The following is a 16,982-nucleotide window of genomic DNA, read 5'->3' on the forward strand; positions in this document are numbered from 1 at the left end:
CGCAGGGAAGGTGCCGCACCCGCCCCCCCGACCCAGGAGCACGTGCCATGACCGACCAGTTCACCCCGCAGGACCCCAGCGACGCCACTGCCCGACCGGGACCGGAGCAGCAGGTCCACCCGGGCTCCGAGTCGGACCTGGAGACGCCGGCCGACCACGGCGAGCAGTCCTACCGTGGCACCGACCGCCTGGCCGGGCGCCGTGCGCTCATCACCGGTGGCGACTCCGGCATCGGCCGCGCCACAGCGCTCGCCTTCGCCCGGGAGGGTGCCGACGTCGCCATCAGCCACCTGCCCGAGGAGCAGGACGACGCCGACGCGACGTTGCGGCTGGTCCGCGAGGCCGGACGCACCGGCGTCTCCTTCCCCGGGGACGTCCGCGACGAGCAGTACTGCTCGGACCTCGTCCAGCAGACGGTCGACCAGCTCGGCGGCCTCGACGTCCTGGTCAACAACGCCGCCTACCAGATGACGCAGAGCGGCATCGCCGACATCACCACCGAGCAGTTCGACCGCGTGCTCAAGACCAACCTGTACGCCATGTTCTGGCTGTGCAAGGCCGCGATCCCGCACATGGGGCCGGGCGCCAGCATCATCAACACCTCGTCGGTCCAGGCCTACCAGCCCACGCCCGCGCTGCTGGACTACGCCACCACCAAGGCGGGGATCGTCAACTTCACCCGCGGTCTCGCCCAGGAACTCGCGCCCCGCGGGATCCGGGTGAACACCGTCGCCCCCGGCCCCATCTGGACACCGCTCATCCCCTCGACCATGCCCCCCGAGCAGGTCGAGGACTTCGGCGCCGACACACCGCTCGGACGGGCCGGCCAACCCATCGAGGTGGCGCACGCCTTCGTCTTCCTCGCCTCCGCCGAGGCCAGCTACATCACGGGCGAGCGGATCGGCGTCCACGGCGGCATGCCCCTGCCCTGACCCCGGCCCGGACCGGTGGTGCTCCGGACCTGCTGCGGACCACACGCGGCGCCTTCCGGATGTTCGAGGGGCGAGCCGCTCCGGCCAGCACCAGTCCGTCCCGGCAACCGTGCCCTGCTGGTGACGACCGGGTCGCCGCGTGGCGCAGAGTCGACATGCCGATCGAGAGGACCTCCACTACACCCTCGCCCGGCCGGCTGTCCCTCGGCCTCGGGTGACCCATCCCTCGGCGTCAGACAGTGGTTCGAGGTCGGGACAGCTTCCCAGGGACTGCCGCCCGCCCGGTCGGTGAGCGTGTCCAGGTGGACGCCCACCGACTCGAACGCGGCAGCGGCGGTCTCGAAGTCGACCGGACGGCGGAGGGCGAGCAGCCGCGCCTCCTGCTCCGGGCGGAGGCCATGCTCGACAGCAGTTCCACGACGTGCTGGCGGATGATCTGCGAACCGCTGATTGAACACGTCAACTCCCGGGCTGATCCGTGCGGTGAGCCCCTCCAGCGTCGAGCCCACCGCTGGGAGAGCACAAGGGAGAAGGCCCACCGGCCAGGCTGCGGGTGCCGTCATCTCGACGACCGCTGCGAGGACCATGGCGGCCACCTCGTCGGGCTCGGACACCGAACTCGTCTGCGGGCGCCCGGGACCAGGAGGCGCGGGGCACGCTGAGCTGTGGGCAGTCGAAGAAGGCGCCGAGGCCGGCGGCGGGGTGCTGACCGTGATCGGCAAGGAACGGGCCGAGTTCAGCGCGGACGGTAGGGCTGGCGTGGGTGAGGAACTGCCAGGTCAGATCGAGCAGTTCCGCGGTGATCGCGTCACGGCTGGGCCCGGCCGACGAGTTCGTGGTTCCCGGCCGGTCCGAGCTCGTGACACCCGAGGAAAGGACACCACGATGTCAGAGCTTCTCGTCGACTTCATCACCTCCCTCGACGGCTGCGCATCGGGAGAGGGCTGGCCCGGGTTCTGGGGCCTCGAGGGCCCGGAGTACCTCGCTTGGCTCGGCGAGCAGCCCGAGGTCACCTACCTGATGGGAGCGAACACCTACCGCCTGATGTCGGGCTTCGCCGCGGGTGAGGTCCCGAATGGCCAAGACGAGTTCAGGGCCGAGGAAGGGGCGTCCGTCGACGAGCTCACGCGAGCGTCCAAGGTGGTGTTCTCCTCCTCGCTCGAGGAGCCACTGGCATGGGCCAACTCCACGCTCATCCGCGCCGACGCCGTCGAAGCAGTCCGCGCCATGAAGGAGAACGGCTCGGGGCTCCTCAGCACGATCGGCAGCCTCAGCCTGTGCCGGTCCCTGCTCAAAGCCGGACTCGTCGACCGCTTCCGGGTCGGGATGTTCCCGGTGATCACCGGGGCCACGGGCGAAGAACGCATCTACGACGGCTACCCGGACGTCGCCCTCGAGATGATCGAGCACCGGACTTTCGACGGCCGCATCCAGCTGGTCGAGTACAGGCCACGCGTGCTCGAGCACCCGCCGCTCGGCGCCCCTGCCTGACGTCGCCCCGTCCGCCGGTGTCGAACGCCACCACCGCCCGCCGCCTCTTCGAACTGGTCGAGCCCATTGCCGTCGTCACGTACCTGGCGCCTGAGCCGACCGAAGCGGTGAGGGCGCTCGGCGCCCAGACGACGTGGGACACCCCATTCGCGGGACGGGCCGCCCACGAGCGGGCGACGACGACGCTGGTATTGACCGCGCTGAACCATGCGCTGCCCGCCCGCGACGTGCGAGCCGGCGAATAGATCCGGGGGCCGGGGCGGAGGAGAACTTGAACGTCTGCGCCCGCCACGGCTGCACGCCGAAGCGGTGCCAGATGCGCGCGATGGTGGCGTGCGAGATCGGTGTGCCCTCGCCGGCCAGCGCCGCGGCCAGCAACCGGGAGGTCCAGTGCGTCGCGCCGAACCGATCCGGCGGCTCGGTCAGCGTCAACTCCAGCACCCGCTCCCGCAGCGCCTCCGGCGATTGCGCCAGCTTGCCCGACCGCGGCAGATTCTCCAGCCCGGCCAAGCCCTGCTCGGCGTAGCGACCCCGCTAGGTCACCACCGTTCCCTCGGCGCAGCCGACGATCGCCGCGATTTTCTTGCCGGGCACTTGAGCCGCGGCCAGCAGCACGATCCGGGCCTGCTCAACCACCCGGGCCGGCGCCACCCTTGTCCCAGACCCGGTGCGCCAGCTCGCCGATCGGCATCCGGTACCTCGACCGTCCGCACGTGCGCAGGCATAGGAAATCGTCGACCCCGCGCCGTAATCAAATCAAGGAGCACCGTGACGGAGCACTGGCTGGATGGCGCCCACCTTGTATGGCCTGTGCAAACCGCTGTCGCCCTTGTCGGCGCACTGTCGCCGCCGCCAAGCGCTGGGGCATCCTGGCCTCCCCTGCCACTTGAGCAGGCAGTGTTCGGTAAAACTGCAGCCCTGATTGCGAGTGCCTTCCGTCACCGGCTTGTGCCATCGGGGCGGAGTCGAGCTGTTACCGCGTCGATGACGCCGCCTTGGCGGAAGGCCGCGTTGATGAACCTTTGACGGCGCGGTGACGCACCTACCGCAGACTGTTGCTGTTCGACAGCGGCGGCTGGCAACATCCCTTGTGCGAAGAACCTATTCGAGTCCTCAAGCTTCGAGGCTTCCGCCCGTAGTGCAGGCACACTACGTCGGCAAGCCGGACGTGACGGCGTGCACTTCAGTAGTAAGCCCGGAGATCAGCATGAATGTATGGGCATCTGTGATTACTGCAGTTATAGGCGCCTCGCTTGGTGCGACGCTCGCCTATTGGCTACAAAGGGCGCGTCCCATCGTCATTATAGACAGCATCCGACTTACCGTCGAGCGATCTAGCGACAAAGTAAGAACAAGAGTCAGCCGATCCCTTGAGCAGGCCTTGAAGGCCTATGAGCGGGAGCTTGGGTTCAGCAGCAGCTCGGGCAAAGGCGCAATCGAGACGGAGCAGGACTATGTTACGGCGCTCACTAGGGCTCAATCAGCGCTCGAGGACGAAATCGAGACCGCGCTTCCCCGCTTAAAAGACATGGCACGCAAGCTGCGCGAGGACGTGATAAGCGATGATTACGAGTCTATGGACCGACACTTCGCGAGAGACTCCTCAGTCCTATGGGAGCCGCTAGCAACGGCTATCGTTCGGGGGCAATTCAGCTTCCCGATGGTCAGCCCAGGCGACAAAGCCCGGGGCTTCTTGCAGAAGCCGAAAGAAGATACCAAATTTCATGATACCGAAGAGTTATCCAACGAAGTCGTCATCGATATGCCGGGTCCGTATAGAGTGGCGCTCGGCTTCATCAATGCTAGCGGAGTCAAGGACTCGAAACTTGAAAGCGCAGGGAAGCGGCTCGCCAATGCAATCAAGTACCGAAACCGGTCGGACCTTCTCATAGCGATTCAGGGCATCCGCACCATTGCGGAGGACCGACTTGTCAGGGTGAAAGAGCTGGCGGATAAAGTGGCTCAGGAACTTGAGCCCCATAAACGTTTCGTCATCGAGGGAACGGTCGCTAACTCTGGCCGAACGTCCTTCTCCGTCTCTAATCTGTGCAAAATGGTTATCGCGATGAAGGGATATCCGTCCAGTGGCGGCACGGACGAGTTGCAGGACGATGTCGAAATACTCCTCGACCTAGGGGTCCCCTCAGCCGCTAAGGCGTTGGAAGTTTACGTCAACACCGATAAGGAAACGTATAGTGGTGTTCAAGGGGAGAAGGGTATTGACTACTCTACCCCGCTACTCGTGCAGTCGGGTCAATCTCAACGCTTCACCTGTGTCTCCAACACGGCCACAAGCCTGCCACTGTCGGTTGAACTTTTACAGGCCTTCAAGGGCGGGAATGAGGACTGCTACATTGCTCTCAGCTCTATAAGAAATCGTAGACGTCAGTTCGCTGTGATGTACTCGAGGCGGGTCAAATTCCGCGACCTCGCGCGTGCAGCCGACTTGCCCCGGCAACCATCGCGGAAGCGGATTGGCCGAAACAGGTAATTTCTCACAATTCTAAACTTTGCGGTCTGGCCGCCGAATCTTTGACTGGCCCACAGTCGTCGACATCGGCGTTCAGCGCTACGAAATTGTCAAGGGCGAAGGTCGCGCCGGTCAACTCTGACGGAAAGGACTGTTGACGTGCCGGACTTAGAGCGCCTTCACAGCTTCAAGGAAGTCGCCGTCGGATCGTTCCTTCTGCCCATAGGAGGTCCTGCTGGTCCGCTGCCTTGTGCGGCGTTGATCGCGGCCGGCGAGCTGGGCGGACGAAGATGATCGTGAACCGGGCACACAACCGCAGCTCGATGTCGTAGGTGACCCGGCGGCCGAATCGCCGACTTGCGTCCCACCGCCTTCACCAGAGCACCGGGCGGGTCATGTGTCACCCGTTGCACGGGCTGTAGGCGTGCCTGGTAGCAGACCAGTTCACCTTTCCCTGAGAGGGTCGCTCGGCTGAGCGCAGTCGATCGCGGCGCTAGTGGTCCGTATCTGACGTCGTCTTGGTGTTTGCGGTTCCGCAGGTGGGTGGCCTTGGCGATGATCGTGTGGCGGTCTTTGGTCCAGGTGAACGGGATGCAGCGGTCGTTCCAGGCGTCGATGAACCGCTCAATCGCGGTGCTCAGGTCGGCGATGGTAGGAAAGCGGCCGCGGCGCAGCGCCTGGCGGGTGATGATTGAAAAGAACGCCTCGACCAGGTTGAGCCAGGAGCCCGAGGTCGGGGTGAAGTGCAGGTGCACCCGCCGATGACGCTGCAGCCAGGCCCGGAACGCGGGGTGCTTGTGGGTGGCGTAGTTGTCGACAACCACGTGCAGTTCTCGGCGGGGGTACGCGGCGGCCACCTGCTGCAAGAAGGCGCCGAACTCCTGGTGGCGGTGCCGGTCGGTGCAGGCATCGGTCACCCGCCCGGTGGCCACCTCCGGCACGGCGATGAGCGTGGGGGTGCCGTGGCGAACGTAGTCGAAGCTGGCTCGCTCCGCCGATCCGGGCAGCACGGGGAGCAACGGGGCGCTCCCCTCCAGCGCCTGCCGCTGCGGTTCCTCATCCACGCAGAGCACCACCGCCTTGGTCGGCGGGCGCAGATACAGCCCGACGACGTCGCGGATCTTGGCCTCCAGCTGCGGGTCGGTGGAGAACTTGAATCGCCCTCTGCGCGTTCGGCGGTCTGCGGCTTGGGGAAGCGGCGGCTCTCAAGGTCGGCGACGTCGACTTCCTCCGGCGCCGGGTGGCGGTCAGCCAGCAGGTCCAGCGGGGATCTGGTGGCACCGTGGAGCTGCGGGCCCCCAAGCACGGCTCCGAGCGGACGGTCGTCGTCCCCGACCGACTGCTCACCCTCATCGCCGGACACGTAGACCGTCACCTGATCGCCGGCGGTCCCGAACGATGGCTGTTCCCCACCCCGACCGGGACCCCGCCGCACCAGAACACCGTGGCCTACCAGTGGCGCAAAGCGACGTCAGCAGTCGGCCTCACCGGCCTCCGGTTGCACGACCTCCGGCACTTCTTCGCCTCCGGGCTGATCGCCTCCGGCTGCGACGTGGTCACTGTGCAACGGGCCCTCGGGCACGCCTCGGCGACCACGACGCTGAACACCTACGGACACCTGTGGCCCGATGCGGACGACCGCACACGAGCCGCCACGGACGGCCTCATGTCCGCAGCACTCGACATTCCTGCGGACTCTGTGCGGACTGAGCGACGCAAACAGGCTCCTGACCAGCAGGTTCACGGCTCGTCAGACGTTGAAGCGGAACTCCACCACGTCGCCGTCGGCCATGACGTAGTCCTTGCCCTCGATCCGCACCCAGCCGCGGGACTTGGCCTCGGCCATCGACCCGGCCTCCATCAGCTGGTCGAAGCTGACGACCTCGGCCTTGATGAAGCCGCGCTGGAAGTCGGTGTGGATCACCCCGGCCGCCTGCGGGGCGGTGGCGCCGACCGGGATCGTCCAGGCCCGCGACTCCTTGGGTCCGGCGGTCAGGTAGGTCTGCAGCCCCAGGGTCCGGAAGCCGACCCGGGCCAGCTGGTCCAGGCCCGGCTCGTCCTGCCCGATCGAGGCCAGCAGCTCGGCCGCCTCCTCGTCGGGCAGCTCGATCAGCTCGGACTCAGTCTGCGCGTCGAGGAAGATCGCCTCGGCCGGCGCGACCAGTGCGCGCAGTTCGTCGAGCACCTCGGTGTTGGCCAGCTCGTCGGCATCGACGTTGAAGACGTACAGGAACGGCTTGGTGGTCAGCAGCGTCAGCTCGCGCAGCGGCTCGGGGTCGACCCCGGCAGCGAACAGCGTCGTCCCCTTGTCGAGCACCTCCTGCGCGGCGACGGCGGCGTCGTGCAGCGCCTTGCGCTCCTTGTCCTTGCGTGACTCCTTCTCCAGCCGCGGGATGGCCTTCTCCAGCGTCTGCAGGTCGGCCAGCACCAGCTCGGTGTTGATCGTCTCGATGTCGTCGGCCGGGTCCACCTTGCCCTCGACGTGGACGACGTCGGGGTCGGTGAAGACCCGGATCACCTGGCAGATCGCGTCGCTCTCGCGGATGTTGGCGAGGAACTTGTTGCCCAGCCCCTGGCCCTCGCTGGCGCCGCGCACGATCCCCGCGATGTCGACGAAGGACACCGTCGCCGGGATGATCTTCTGCGAGCTGAACACCTCGGCCAGCTTGCCCAGCCGCGGGTCGGGGACGCCGACGACGCCGACGTTGGGCTCGATCGTGGCGAATGGGTAGTTCGCGGCGAGCACGTCGTTCTTGGTCAGCGCGTTGAAGAGCGTCGACTTGCCGACGTTGGGCAGGCCGACGATCCCGATGGTGAGACTCACGGGAGACCAGCTTACGGGCGTCCGGCTACACCGACGGCGGGACGAGGATCTCGGTGCCGTCGGGGCGGTAGGTGTGCCATCGGCCGCCGGGATCTCGTTCGATGCGGAACCCGTGATGCACTTTCGTGTGGTGGCGTTCGCAGAGCAGCCCGGAGTTCTCCAGGGTGGTCTCCCCGCCGAAGATCCAATGGATCAAGTGGTGCACGTCGCACCAGTAGGTCGGGGCGTCGCAGCCGGTGAACACGCAGCGCCCGTCCCGCTGCTCGACGGCCTTGCGCAGCCCGGGGGTGACCACCCGGTGGTCCCGGCCCAGGTCCAGCGGCACCCCGTCGGGGCCCATCACGATGCGGGAGATGGCACCGTCGCAGGCCAGCCAGCGCGCGCGGGCCGCGGAGATCTGCCCACCAAACCCGGTCCCGGCCGCACCCGGTCCGGTCGCGGGGCTGATGAGGTCGTCGATGTCGAGGTGGAGCACCACGTGCGGCTTCACCGTCCGCAGCTTCGGCAGCTGGCCTGAGCCCAGCGCGTTGTCGCACAACTGGACGAGGGCGTCGGCCAGCTGCTGCGCCCTCGTGCGGGTGTCGCCCTTGGGCCGGTCGGCCTGCACGAAGGACTCCAGCGCGGCCTCGAACTTCTCCCCGCCCACCGCGTCGAGCTCGCCGTGGATGGACCGGTGCCCGTCGGCGTGCCGGGTGATCTGCACCCGACGACCCTCGGTCGGGTCCGGTTCGGTGCCGTCGGGGTCCAGGGCCTGCCGGTAGTGGTGCACCACCTGCGGCAGCCGGTCATGGGCCTCACCCTCGGCGACGGCGACCAGCGCCCGGTCGACCGCCCCGAGGTCGACGTCCTGCTCGGCGGCGGCGGCCCGCTCGGCCTCCCCGGCGATGGGGGCGATGGTCGCGACCTGGGCGGCGGTGAGCGTGCCGGCGGCGAACGCCGCCGCAGTGGCCGGCAGGTGCTCCAGCGCCCGGCCCGACCGCACCAGCCGCCCGGCCTCACCCGCGGTCAGGTGGCCGTGCCCGCGCAGCCAGGAGGCCACCGTCTTCGTGCCGTCGTGCTCAGCGGCCTGGGTGCGGTCGGCGTGCCGGACGGTGCGGGTCAACTCCGCGGTGGCCCGGTTGACCACGGTCAACAGCAGGGTGGCCCGGTCCAGCACCGCACCCGGAGGAAGGGCGAAGAGGTCCTCGGCGGCCAGGGCGTCCAGCGCGGACTGCAACTCCCCCACCGGACACCCCCTCCACCACTTCGAACACGTGTACGAAGTCTAGCGGTGACAGGGATGCCCGACAAGACATATCCGCAGCTCAGAGCGCGGTCCACAGATGTACGGACCCCCTTGACGGGAGCGGTGAAGGCACGACCGCCGAGGGGAAGCGGGAGGTCAGGAGCCGGGGCCGGGGAGCAGGCCGCGCTCGACGGCCACCAGCACCGCCCGCGTGCGGTCGTCGACGCCGAGCTTGGCGAACACCCGCAGCAGGTGGGTCTTCACGGTCGCCTCGCCGATGAACAACTGGCGACCGATCTCGGCGTTGGTCAACCCGCGGGAGACACCGGCGAGCACCTGCAGCTCGCGGGCGGTCGGCGCCTCGACGGCCGGCGCGCGCATCCGGGACACCAGCTTGGCCGCCACCGGCGGCGCGAGCACGGTCTCCCCGCGGGCCGCGGCGCGGACGGCGTCCGCCAGCTGCGGCAACGGGGTGTCCTTGAGCAGGTAGCCCGTCGCGCCGGCCTCCACGGCCCGCACGATGTCCGCGTCGGTGTCGTAGGTGGTCAGCACCAGCACCCGGACGCCGGGGTGCGCGGCGGCGATCCGGCCGGTCGCCGTCACGCCGTCCATCCGCGGCATCCGCAGGTCCATCAGGACGACGTCCGGCCGGTGCTCGGCGACCGCGGCCAGCGCCTCCAGCCCGTCGGCGGCCTCCCCGACGACGTCCAGGTCGGGCTGGGCGGCGAGCCAGCCGACCAGCCCGCCGCGCACCACCGGGTGGTCGTCGACCACCAGCACCCGGGTCATCGGTCGGCTCCCGGCACCCGCACCGTGACCCGGGTGCCCTCGCCCGGCGCGGACGCCACGTCGACGGCACCGCCCACCTGCGCCGCCCGGTCGCGGAGCCCGGCCAGCCCGACCCCCTCGGCCGCCGCGACGTCGAAGCCCACACCGTCGTCCTCGACGTGCACCGAGACCTGACCCGACGGACCTGTCCCGACCCGGCTCAGCCGCAGCACCACCGCGCTCGCCGACGCGTGCCGCCGCACGTTGGCCAGCGCCTCCTGGGCGCCGCGGAGCAGCACGATCTCCTCGGCGCGGGACAGGCTCGCGCCCTCGCCCAGCGCGGACGTGTCCAGCCGGGTGGCGAGCCCGGTCTCCCGGCCGAACCGCTCGGCGAGCCGCTGCAGCGCCTCCACCAGGGTCGAGGAGTCCAGCGGGACCGGCGCGAAGGCCGCCACCATGGCCCGCGCCTCGCCGAGGTTCTCCCGGGCCACCTCCTCGATCAGGGCCACCCGCTCGGCGGCCGCGCCGGGGTCGGCCGGCAGCTGGGCCGCGGCGGTCTGCGCGAGGACGACGATGCTGGTGTAGCCCTGCGCGAGGGTGTCGTGCACCTCCCGGGCCCACCGCTCCCGCTCGGCCGCGACGCCCCGCTCGTGGTGCGCGGCCGCCAGCTCGTCGCGGGTGGCCTCCAGCTCGGCGATCAGCTCGTCCCGCTGCACGCTCAAGGTGACCAGCCGGTGCACCCACAACCCCATCAGCAGGCTGAGCGCCATGCCGACGAGCGTCTCCCCCGGCCCCCACAGCTGCTCGTCACCGCGACTCCACGCGACGAACGGACCGACCGTGGCGGCCGCGGCGAGCAGGAGGGTCCACAGGATCCCGGCCGGCAGTGCGCCGGTGACGAACCAGACCAGTGGGTAGGCGGCCCACATCACGAACAGCAGCGACGGCTGCTCCCAGGCGAGCACCCCCACGACGGCGACCTGGACGGTGAGGAACACGGCTGCCCGCCGGCCACCGGAGTGCACCACCGCCCTCCCCCCGAGCAACACGTAGCCGAGCACCCACGCGGCGAGCGCGACCACCAGCACCGGCCGGGACGCGTCGGCGTCCAGCGCCTGGACCAGCGCCACGGTGGCTGCGACGGCGAAGGCGAGGTGCAGGACCGCGCCGACAACCCGGGTCGTGCCGGGCGGCAACGGGCCGCGGCCGTCGTCCCGGGGCGGGACGACGGCAGCGCGCCAGCCGGACGCCGGGCTCATCCCTCGGCCCGGCGCCAGCGGAAGGTGCGCACGCAGATCACGGTGCCGATGATCACCCAGGCGACCAGCACCAGGGCAGTCCTCCCGTGCTCCCATCCCCCGGCGACCTCGAACGCGCCGGCCTGTTCCGGGAGGAACGCCGAGCGCATCCCCTGGGTGAGCCACTTCAGCGGCAGGAGCGCTGACAGCTGCTGCATCCACCCCGGCAGCTCGAGGAAGCCGAAGAACACCCCGGAGAAGAACTGCAGGACGATCGCGAACGCCGACACCGCGGTCGTGGTCGAGCTCGCGCTCCCCGGCAGCGCCGACACCGCCACGCCCAGCACCGTGCCGGCCAGCGCGCCGAGCGCAGCGACCCAGCCGAAGGTCAGCCAGTGCGCGAGGTCGACCGGCATCGGGACGTCGAAGCCGTAGCGGGCCACCGGCAGCAGCAGCGCCAGCTGGGCGGCCACCGACACCAGCACGAGCCCTGCCTTGCCGGCGAAGTACGCGGCGGGCGGGGTGCCCAGCACCTGCAGCCGCTCCAGCTGCCCGGCCTCCCGCTCGGTCGCGATCGCCGTCCCCACCGCCTGGAAGCTGATCAGCATGATGCCGGTGGCCGCGATGCCGGCCAGGAAGTACTGGGCGAACGGGATGTCGCCCGGCCGCTCCTCGTCGCCGAGCACCGACGCGAAGATCACCATCATCACGACCGGGTAGGCGAAGGCGAACACCACCTGCTGCCGCTCGCGGCCGAACAGCCGGAGCTCCAGCGCGGTGCGCGCCAGTGCGATCCGCGCGGTCGACGGCGGAGCGGGGCGGTCGGTCAGGACGGCGGTCATCGCGGGTCTCCCTGCTGGGTGGCGCCGACCAGCTGGAGGTAGACGTCCTCCAGGCCGGGGCGGGTGACGGACAGGCCCGGCACCTCGTGCGGGGCAGCGGCGAGCAGGTCGCGCAGGACGAGGGACGGCGTCTCGGTGCGCACCTCGCGCCAGCCGCCGTCCTCCCGCCAGCGCACGGTGGCCACCCGGCGCAGCTCGGCGCCGAGCTCGGCCGGTGCGGCCACCTCGACCAGCCGGCCGCCGGCGACGACGCCGACCCGGTCGGCCAGCTCCGCGGCCTCGTCCAGGTAGTGGGTGGTGAGCAGCACCGTCGTCCCGCCGGCCCGCAGGTCGCGGACCAGCTGCCAGAACTGCCGGCGGGCGGCCGGGTCCATCCCGGTGGTCGGCTCGTCGAGGAAGACCAGCTCCGGGTCCCCCTGCACCCCGAGCGCGACCGCCAGCCGGCGGCGCTGGCCGCCGGACAGCCGGCCCACCCGGGTGCCGGCCTGCTCGGTGAGCCCCACGGCGGCCAGCAGCTCGGCGGTGGGCCGCGGGGTGGCGGTGTAGTGCGCGAAGTGGTCGAGGGTCTCCCGGACGCTGAGCTCCTGGCCGGCGCCCTCGCCCTGGCTGACGACGCCGATCCGGGCCCGCCAGTCGCGACCCGCGACGGCCGGGTCCTCGCCGAGCACGAGCACCTCGCCGGCATCCCGCCGGCGCACGCCCTCGAGGACCTCGATCGTCGTCGTCTTGCCCGCCCCGTTCGGGCCGAGCAGCGCGAAGCACTCGCCCCGCCGCACCTCGAGGTCCAGGCCGTCGAGGACGGGTCGGCCTCCGTAGCTCTTCCCCAGGCCGCGGACGGCCACGGCCGGCGCTGTGCCGGTCGGGGTCGCCGGCGGTGCCAGCTGCGTCGATGTCATGCACCGAGCCTGTCGCCGGGCGGCAGCGCCGGGGACCACCGGAGTGTGGGTCCGCCGTCCACCGATCGGTGGACGGCGGGACCGGCCCACCCCCTCACCGTGGCGTCCGAAAGCCGCCAGTCAGCGCCCGCTGGTGGTGCCATGCTCGTGCCATGACCGAGACGCTGGAGCGGGGACGGCTGGACACGGAGCACTGCTACCGCGCCGTGACCAGCCGGGACCCGCGCTTCGACGGCTGGTTCGTGACCGCGGTGCACAGCACCGGCATCTACTGCCGCCCGTCGTGCCCGGCGCGCACGCCGCTGCAGCGCAACGTCGAGTTCCACTCCACCGCGGCCTCGGCGCAGGCGGCCGGCTTCCGCGCCTGCCGCCGGTGCCGGCCGGACGCCGTCCCCGGCTCCCCCGAGTGGGACGTGCGCGCCGACGTCGTCGCCCGGGCGATGCGGCTGATCGCCGACGGCGAGGTGGAGCGCGGCGGCGTCGGCGGGCTGGCCGGCCGGCTCGGCTACTCCGAGCGCCAGCTGCACCGGCTGCTCACCGCCGAGCTCGGCGTGGGCCCGCTGGCGCTGGCCCGGGCGCAGCGCGCCCAGACCGCCCGGCTGCTGATCGAGACGACGCTGCTGCCGATGGCCGACGTCGCCTTCGCGTCCGGCTTCGCCTCCATCCGGCAGTTCAACGACACGGTCCGGTCGGTGTTCGGGACGACGCCCTCGGCGCTGCGCCCGGCCACCCCGCGCAGCGACGGGGGCAGCCCCGGGTGGCTCACCCTGCGGCTGGCCGCCCGCGCCCCCTTCGCCGCCGACGAGGTGCTGCTCTTCCTCGGCGCGCACGCCACCCCGGGCCTGGAGGAGTGGGACGGGACGACGTTCTCCCGCGTGCTCGACCTGCCGCACGGGCCCGCCGTCGTCCGGCTCTCCCCCGCTCCCGACGGGAGCGCGGCGGTCACCGCCCGGCTGCGGCTGCACGAGCTGCGCGACCTCGGGGTGGCCGTCACCCGCTGCCGGCGGCTGCTGGACCTGGACGCCGACCCGACCGCCGTCGACGCCGTGCTGGGCGCGGACCCCGCGCTCGCGCCGCTGGTCGCCGGGGCGCCGGGACGCCGGGTGCCGACCGCGCCGGACGCCGAGGAGCTCGCCGTCCGGGCGGTGCTGGGCCAGCAGGTGTCGGTGGCCGGCGCCTGCACGCTCACCGCCCGGGTGGTGGCCGCCGCGGGACGCCCGCTGGCCGAGCCGGTCGGCACCCTCACCCACGCCTTCCCCCGTGCCGCCGACCTGGCCGACGCCGACCTGTCCGCGGTCGGTCTCACCGGGGCACGGCTGCGCACGGTGCACACGCTGGCCGCGGCGCTGGCCGAGGGCGCCGTGGTGCTGAACCCCGGGTCGGACCGGGAGGAGGCCCGGCGGCAACTGCTCGCCCTGCCGGGGATCGGCCCGTGGACGGCGGCCCTGGCCGGGCTGCGCGGCCTGGCCGACCCCGACGTGTGGCTCCCCGGCGACCTGGCGCTGCGCCGCAGCCTGGCCGCAGTGGGCAGCTCCGACGCCGAGGCCGACGAACGCTGGCGGCCGTGGCGCTCCTACGCCGTGATGCACCTCTGGGCGCTCGCCGTCCCCGCGCTCTTCACCCGCGGTCCCCTCTCCGATCGGAGCCAGTCATGAGCACCGCCCCCGCCCGGTTCGCCTGCGTGGCGACCCCGCCCGGCCCGTTCACCGTCGTCGTCACCGCCGGCGCGGACGGCGAGGACGTCGTGCTCGCCAGCGGCTGGACCGACGACGTCAGCGACCTGCTGCCCGTCGTCCACCGGTCGCTGCGGCCGACCTGGGTCGAGCGCGCCGAGACCCTGCCGGTGCTCGACGTCGTCGCCGCGTTCACCGCCGGGGACGTCGCCGCGATCGACGCCGTGCCGGTGCGGCAGCGGTCCGGCCCGTTCCTCACCGACGCCTGGGAGGTGCTCCGCACCGTGCCCGCCGGCCAGCCGGACACCTACGCCGAGTTCGCCGCCCGGTGCGGGCGCCCGTCGGCGGTCCGCGCGGCGGCCGGCGCCTGTGCGCGCAACGCCGCGGCGCTGTTCGTGCCCTGCCACCGGGTGCTGGCCACCGGCGGCGGGCTGGGCGGCTTCCGCTGGGGGACGCCGGTCAAGCGCTGGTTGCTCGACCACGAGGCGGAGCACGCCCCCGTCGCGGCCTGAGCCGCGCCGGTCAGACCGGTGCGGACAGCTCCAGGTTGATGTCGTCGGGGTCCTGGACCGACAGGATCGCCAGGCCCAGGCCGTCGAGCTCGTCGACCTGCCCGTGCACCACCCCGGCCTCGTCGAGCCGGGCGGCGGCCGCCCGCAGGTCCGCCAGCGAGCCCAGCGCGAGGCTCAGGTGGTCCAGCCCGACGCGGGTGGACTCGAAGACGTCGCCGGCCGCCGCCACCGGGCGCAGCCCGACGAGCTGGTCGCCGACCGGGAACACGCACCCCCCGAAGAGCCGGGCGGGGTCGTCGCGCACGCCCGGCTCGTCGACCCGGTCGCTGAAGTCGAACGCCGGGTCGACGCCGAGCAGCGAGCGGTAGAAGGCCTTGGAGCGGGCGATGTCGGTGACGGTGAGCCGGACGTGGTGGATGGCCTGCGGCCTGGCCAGCGGGGTCTCGGTCATGCCGCCACTGTGGAACACGCGGACCACCGCCGCTCACCGGGAACTGTCGGACCCCTGAGGCAGGCTCCTCACCATGGACGCCGCCTCCCTGCTCCTCGGGCTCCTCGTCGGCGCGCTGCTGGCCACCGCCGTGACCCTCGGCATCGTGGCGTTGCGCGGCCGGTCCACCGCGGCGCCGGACGCGCTCGAGCCGGTGCACGAGTCGCTGGACCACCTGCACCGGCTGCTGGCCGGCATCGAGCGGGACCGCGCCACCGCGCACGGGGAGCTGCGCGAGCAGGTCGGCACGATCGGGCAGACCTCGGCGCTCCTGCGCCAGGAGACGGCGGCGCTCGTGACCGCCCTGCGCACGCCGCACGTGCGCGGCCGCTGGGGCGAGCTGCAGCTGCGCCGGGTGGTCGAGGTCGCCGGACTGCTGGAGCACTGCGACTTCGTGGAGCAGCCCTCCGGCACCACCGCGGACGGCGCCCGGGTCCGGCCCGACCTGGTGGTCACCCTCGCCGACGGGCGTCAGGTCATCGTCGACGCGAAGGTGCCGTTCACCGGCTACATCGACGCGGTCCAGGCCACCGACCAGGCGGTGCGGGCCCAGCGGGTCGCCGACCACGCCCGGCAGCTGCGCACCCACGTCGACGCACTGGCGGCCCGCCACTACCCCACCGCGTTCGGCTCGGCGGCACCGTTCACCGTGCTGTTCGTCCCCTCCGACGGCTTCCTCACCACTGCGCTGGAGGCCGAGCCCGGGCTGCTCGAGCACGGGTTCGCCCGCGACGTCATCGTCGCGACGCCGAGCACGCTGCTGGCGCTGCTCCGCACCGTGGCCTACTCGTGGCGGCAGGAGCGGCTGGCCCAGGACGCCGCAGCGGTGCTCGAGGTCGGCCGCACGGTGCACACCCGGCTGAGCACGCTGTCCGGCCACCTCACCCGGCTCGGCTCGGCCCTGGGGTCGGCGCTCACCCGGTACAACGAGACGGTCGGGTCCTACGAGAACTCCGTCCTGGTGGCCACCCGCCGGTTCGACGACCTCGGTGTCGCCGCCGCCCCGGTGCCGACGCCCGCCCCGGTCGAGGGCGCGGTGCGCGTGCTGCGGTCGGTGCCCGACGGCGAGCCGGCCCCGCGCCCGGCCGAGCTGCCATTGCCCGGGTCGCGCACCGCCGGTCCCGGCACCGGGTACGACAGCACCGGGTACGACAGCAGCGGGTACGGCGCCGGGATCGACGGCACCGCCGGCTGAACCGGGCTTCGACCCGCCGCGCCCGCGGCCGCTGGGGTCGCTGGGACCGCTGAGGTGCTGCTGTGCACAAAGCGCCACCCGGCACCCGCGACACCGGCGACTTCTGACCCGCCACGTCCGCGAGGTCCAGCGTCTACTCAGGGAGGGCCGCTACCGTGGCCCGACCGGGTGGTGCGTTGACGCGTGCTGCCGTCGACGAGGAGGTGCACCATCGCTCCGGTCACTGTCGATGCTCGAGCTGGGGACTGGCGGGAGGAAGCCGTGCGTGCAGAGCGCAACGACGCCGGCTCCGCAGCCGGCCGCGGGTACCCGTCGCCGCGCGCGGGGGGCAGCAGTTCGCGCGGTCGCGCGCCCGAGCGGTCCGAGCGGGAGCACCCGGCCCGCGGCGGTCGCCCACCCGAGCGCCGCGCCCCTGACCCCCGGTCC

At 71.7% G+C, this 16,982-nt stretch carries 14 protein-coding genes and 3 pseudogenes; 8 read left to right on the forward strand and 9 right to left on the reverse strand.

All coding sequences use genetic code 11. The features are described from left to right. Window positions 1-47 precede the first annotated feature (47 nt). From FHL80_RS22860 to FHL80_RS26550, 3 genes are all read left to right on the forward strand, one after another. On the forward strand, window positions 48-932 hold the full coding sequence (locus tag FHL80_RS22860) for an SDR family oxidoreductase (RefSeq protein ID WP_138735636.1): 885 nt from the start codon (window positions 48-50) through the stop codon (window positions 930-932). A gap of 885 nt (window positions 933-1,817) precedes the next feature. Continuing rightward, entirely contained in the window at window positions 1,818-2,423 is a 606-nt protein-coding gene (locus tag FHL80_RS22865) for a dihydrofolate reductase family protein (protein WP_138735650.1), read from the forward strand. A gap of 17 nt (window positions 2,424-2,440) precedes the next feature. Continuing rightward, a complete protein-coding gene (locus tag FHL80_RS26550) occupies window positions 2,441-2,668 on the forward strand; it encodes a helix-turn-helix domain-containing protein (protein ID WP_246078893.1) in 228 nt (75 codons plus the stop codon). Window positions 2,669-2,795: 127 nt separating this feature from the next. Here the strand turns inward: FHL80_RS26550 and FHL80_RS27140 are convergent. Then, window positions 2,796-2,933: pseudogene (locus FHL80_RS27140) on the reverse strand (IS630 family transposase); the annotation flags it as partial. A gap of 628 nt (window positions 2,934-3,561) precedes the next feature. Between FHL80_RS27140 and FHL80_RS22875 the strand changes: the two are divergent. Continuing rightward, window positions 3,562-4,914: a hypothetical protein gene (locus FHL80_RS22875; protein WP_138735638.1), complete on the forward strand. Its 1,353-nt coding sequence runs from the start codon at window positions 3,562-3,564 to the stop codon at window positions 4,912-4,914. Between the two features lie 482 nt (window positions 4,915-5,396). Here the strand turns inward: FHL80_RS22875 and FHL80_RS26555 are convergent. Next, window positions 5,397-6,062 (reverse strand): annotated as a pseudogene (locus FHL80_RS26555) (IS630 family transposase); the annotation flags it as partial. A gap of 11 nt (window positions 6,063-6,073) precedes the next feature. Here FHL80_RS26555 and FHL80_RS27145 point away from each other — a divergent pair. Next, a pseudogene (locus FHL80_RS27145) lies at window positions 6,074-6,454 on the forward strand (tyrosine-type recombinase/integrase); the annotation flags it as partial. A gap of 189 nt (window positions 6,455-6,643) precedes the next feature. Here the strand turns inward: FHL80_RS27145 and ychF are convergent. The 6 genes from ychF to FHL80_RS22915 form a co-directional block, all read right to left on the reverse strand. After that, on the reverse strand, window positions 6,644-7,717 hold the full coding sequence (gene ychF, locus FHL80_RS22890; RefSeq protein ID WP_138735640.1) for a redox-regulated ATPase YchF: 1,074 nt from the start codon (window positions 7,715-7,717) through the stop codon (window positions 6,644-6,646). A 25-nt stretch (window positions 7,718-7,742) separates the two neighbouring features. Beyond that, the gene (locus FHL80_RS22895; RefSeq protein ID WP_138735641.1) at window positions 7,743-8,942 is read right to left on the reverse strand and encodes an HNH endonuclease signature motif containing protein; all 1,200 of its coding nucleotides are present in this window, start codon (window positions 8,940-8,942) and stop codon (window positions 7,743-7,745) included. A 156-nt stretch (window positions 8,943-9,098) separates the two neighbouring features. Beyond that, the gene (locus FHL80_RS22900; RefSeq protein ID WP_138735642.1) at window positions 9,099-9,731 is read right to left on the reverse strand and encodes a response regulator transcription factor; all 633 of its coding nucleotides are present in this window, start codon (window positions 9,729-9,731) and stop codon (window positions 9,099-9,101) included. Next, window positions 9,728-10,969: a sensor histidine kinase gene (locus FHL80_RS22905; RefSeq protein WP_138735643.1), complete on the reverse strand. Its 1,242-nt coding sequence runs from the start codon at window positions 10,967-10,969 to the stop codon at window positions 9,728-9,730. Before FHL80_RS22905 ends, FHL80_RS22900 begins: the two co-directional genes overlap by 4 nt. After that, window positions 10,966-11,790 carry an ABC transporter permease gene (locus tag FHL80_RS22910; protein ID WP_138735644.1) on the reverse strand — a complete coding sequence of 275 codons (825 nt, stop codon included), beginning with the start codon at window positions 11,788-11,790 and terminating at the stop codon, window positions 10,966-10,968. The genes FHL80_RS22905 and FHL80_RS22910 overlap by 4 nt, the downstream gene beginning before the upstream one ends. Next, window positions 11,787-12,686, reverse strand: a complete 900-nt coding sequence (locus tag FHL80_RS22915; protein ID WP_138735645.1) for an ABC transporter ATP-binding protein — start codon at window positions 12,684-12,686, stop codon at window positions 11,787-11,789. Before FHL80_RS22915 ends, FHL80_RS22910 begins: the two co-directional genes overlap by 4 nt. A gap of 152 nt (window positions 12,687-12,838) precedes the next feature. Between FHL80_RS22915 and FHL80_RS22920 the strand changes: the two genes are divergently transcribed. Next, window positions 12,839-14,341, forward strand: coding sequence for an AlkA N-terminal domain-containing protein (locus FHL80_RS22920; protein WP_138735646.1), 1,503 nt, complete (start codon window positions 12,839-12,841; stop codon window positions 14,339-14,341). Further along, the gene (locus FHL80_RS22925; protein ID WP_138735647.1) at window positions 14,338-14,871 is read left to right on the forward strand and encodes a methylated-DNA--[protein]-cysteine S-methyltransferase; all 534 of its coding nucleotides are present in this window, start codon (window positions 14,338-14,340) and stop codon (window positions 14,869-14,871) included. The genes FHL80_RS22920 and FHL80_RS22925 overlap by 4 nt, the downstream gene beginning before the upstream one ends. Window positions 14,872-14,881: 10 nt before the next feature. On the opposite strand, the gene FHL80_RS22930 is transcribed toward FHL80_RS22925, so the two are convergent. After that, window positions 14,882-15,322, reverse strand: coding sequence for a VOC family protein (locus FHL80_RS22930; protein WP_138735648.1), 441 nt, complete (start codon window positions 15,320-15,322; stop codon window positions 14,882-14,884). A 73-nt stretch (window positions 15,323-15,395) separates the two neighbouring features. Between FHL80_RS22930 and FHL80_RS22935 the strand changes: the two genes are divergently transcribed. After that, window positions 15,396-16,556 (forward strand): DNA recombination protein RmuC, encoded by a 1,161-nt coding sequence (locus FHL80_RS22935; protein WP_138735649.1) that lies wholly within the window; start codon window positions 15,396-15,398, stop codon window positions 16,554-16,556. Window positions 16,557-16,982: the final 426 nt, after the last annotated feature.

This window comes from Modestobacter excelsi, assembly GCF_005930495.1.
Lineage (GTDB): Bacteria > Actinomycetota > Actinomycetes > Mycobacteriales > Geodermatophilaceae > Modestobacter > Modestobacter excelsi.

What these genes read in the sequence shown, in the direction of transcription:
- FHL80_RS22860 (WP_138735636.1), top strand. Translation starts at nt 48, where the DNA reads ATGACCGACCAGTTCACCCCGCAGGACCCCAGCGACGCCACTGCCCGA.
- FHL80_RS22865 (WP_138735650.1), top strand. Translation starts at nt 1,818, where the DNA reads ATGTCAGAGCTTCTCGTCGACTTCATCACCTCCCTCGACGGCTGCGCA.
- FHL80_RS22900 (WP_138735642.1), bottom strand. Translation starts at nt 9,731, where the DNA reads ATGACCCGGGTGCTGGTGGTCGACGACCACCCGGTGGTGCGCGGCGGG.
- FHL80_RS22905 (WP_138735643.1), bottom strand. Translation starts at nt 10,969, where the DNA reads ATGAGCCCGGCGTCCGGCTGGCGCGCTGCCGTCGTCCCGCCCCGGGAC.
- FHL80_RS22910 (WP_138735644.1), bottom strand. Translation starts at nt 11,790, where the DNA reads ATGACCGCCGTCCTGACCGACCGCCCCGCTCCGCCGTCGACCGCGCGG.
- FHL80_RS22915 (WP_138735645.1), bottom strand. Translation starts at nt 12,686, where the DNA reads ATGACATCGACGCAGCTGGCACCGCCGGCGACCCCGACCGGCACAGCG.
- FHL80_RS22920 (WP_138735646.1), top strand. Translation starts at nt 12,839, where the DNA reads ATGACCGAGACGCTGGAGCGGGGACGGCTGGACACGGAGCACTGCTAC.
- FHL80_RS22925 (WP_138735647.1), top strand. Translation starts at nt 14,338, where the DNA reads ATGAGCACCGCCCCCGCCCGGTTCGCCTGCGTGGCGACCCCGCCCGGC.
- FHL80_RS22930 (WP_138735648.1), bottom strand. Translation starts at nt 15,322, where the DNA reads ATGACCGAGACCCCGCTGGCCAGGCCGCAGGCCATCCACCACGTCCGG.
- FHL80_RS22935 (WP_138735649.1), top strand. Translation starts at nt 15,396, where the DNA reads ATGGACGCCGCCTCCCTGCTCCTCGGGCTCCTCGTCGGCGCGCTGCTG.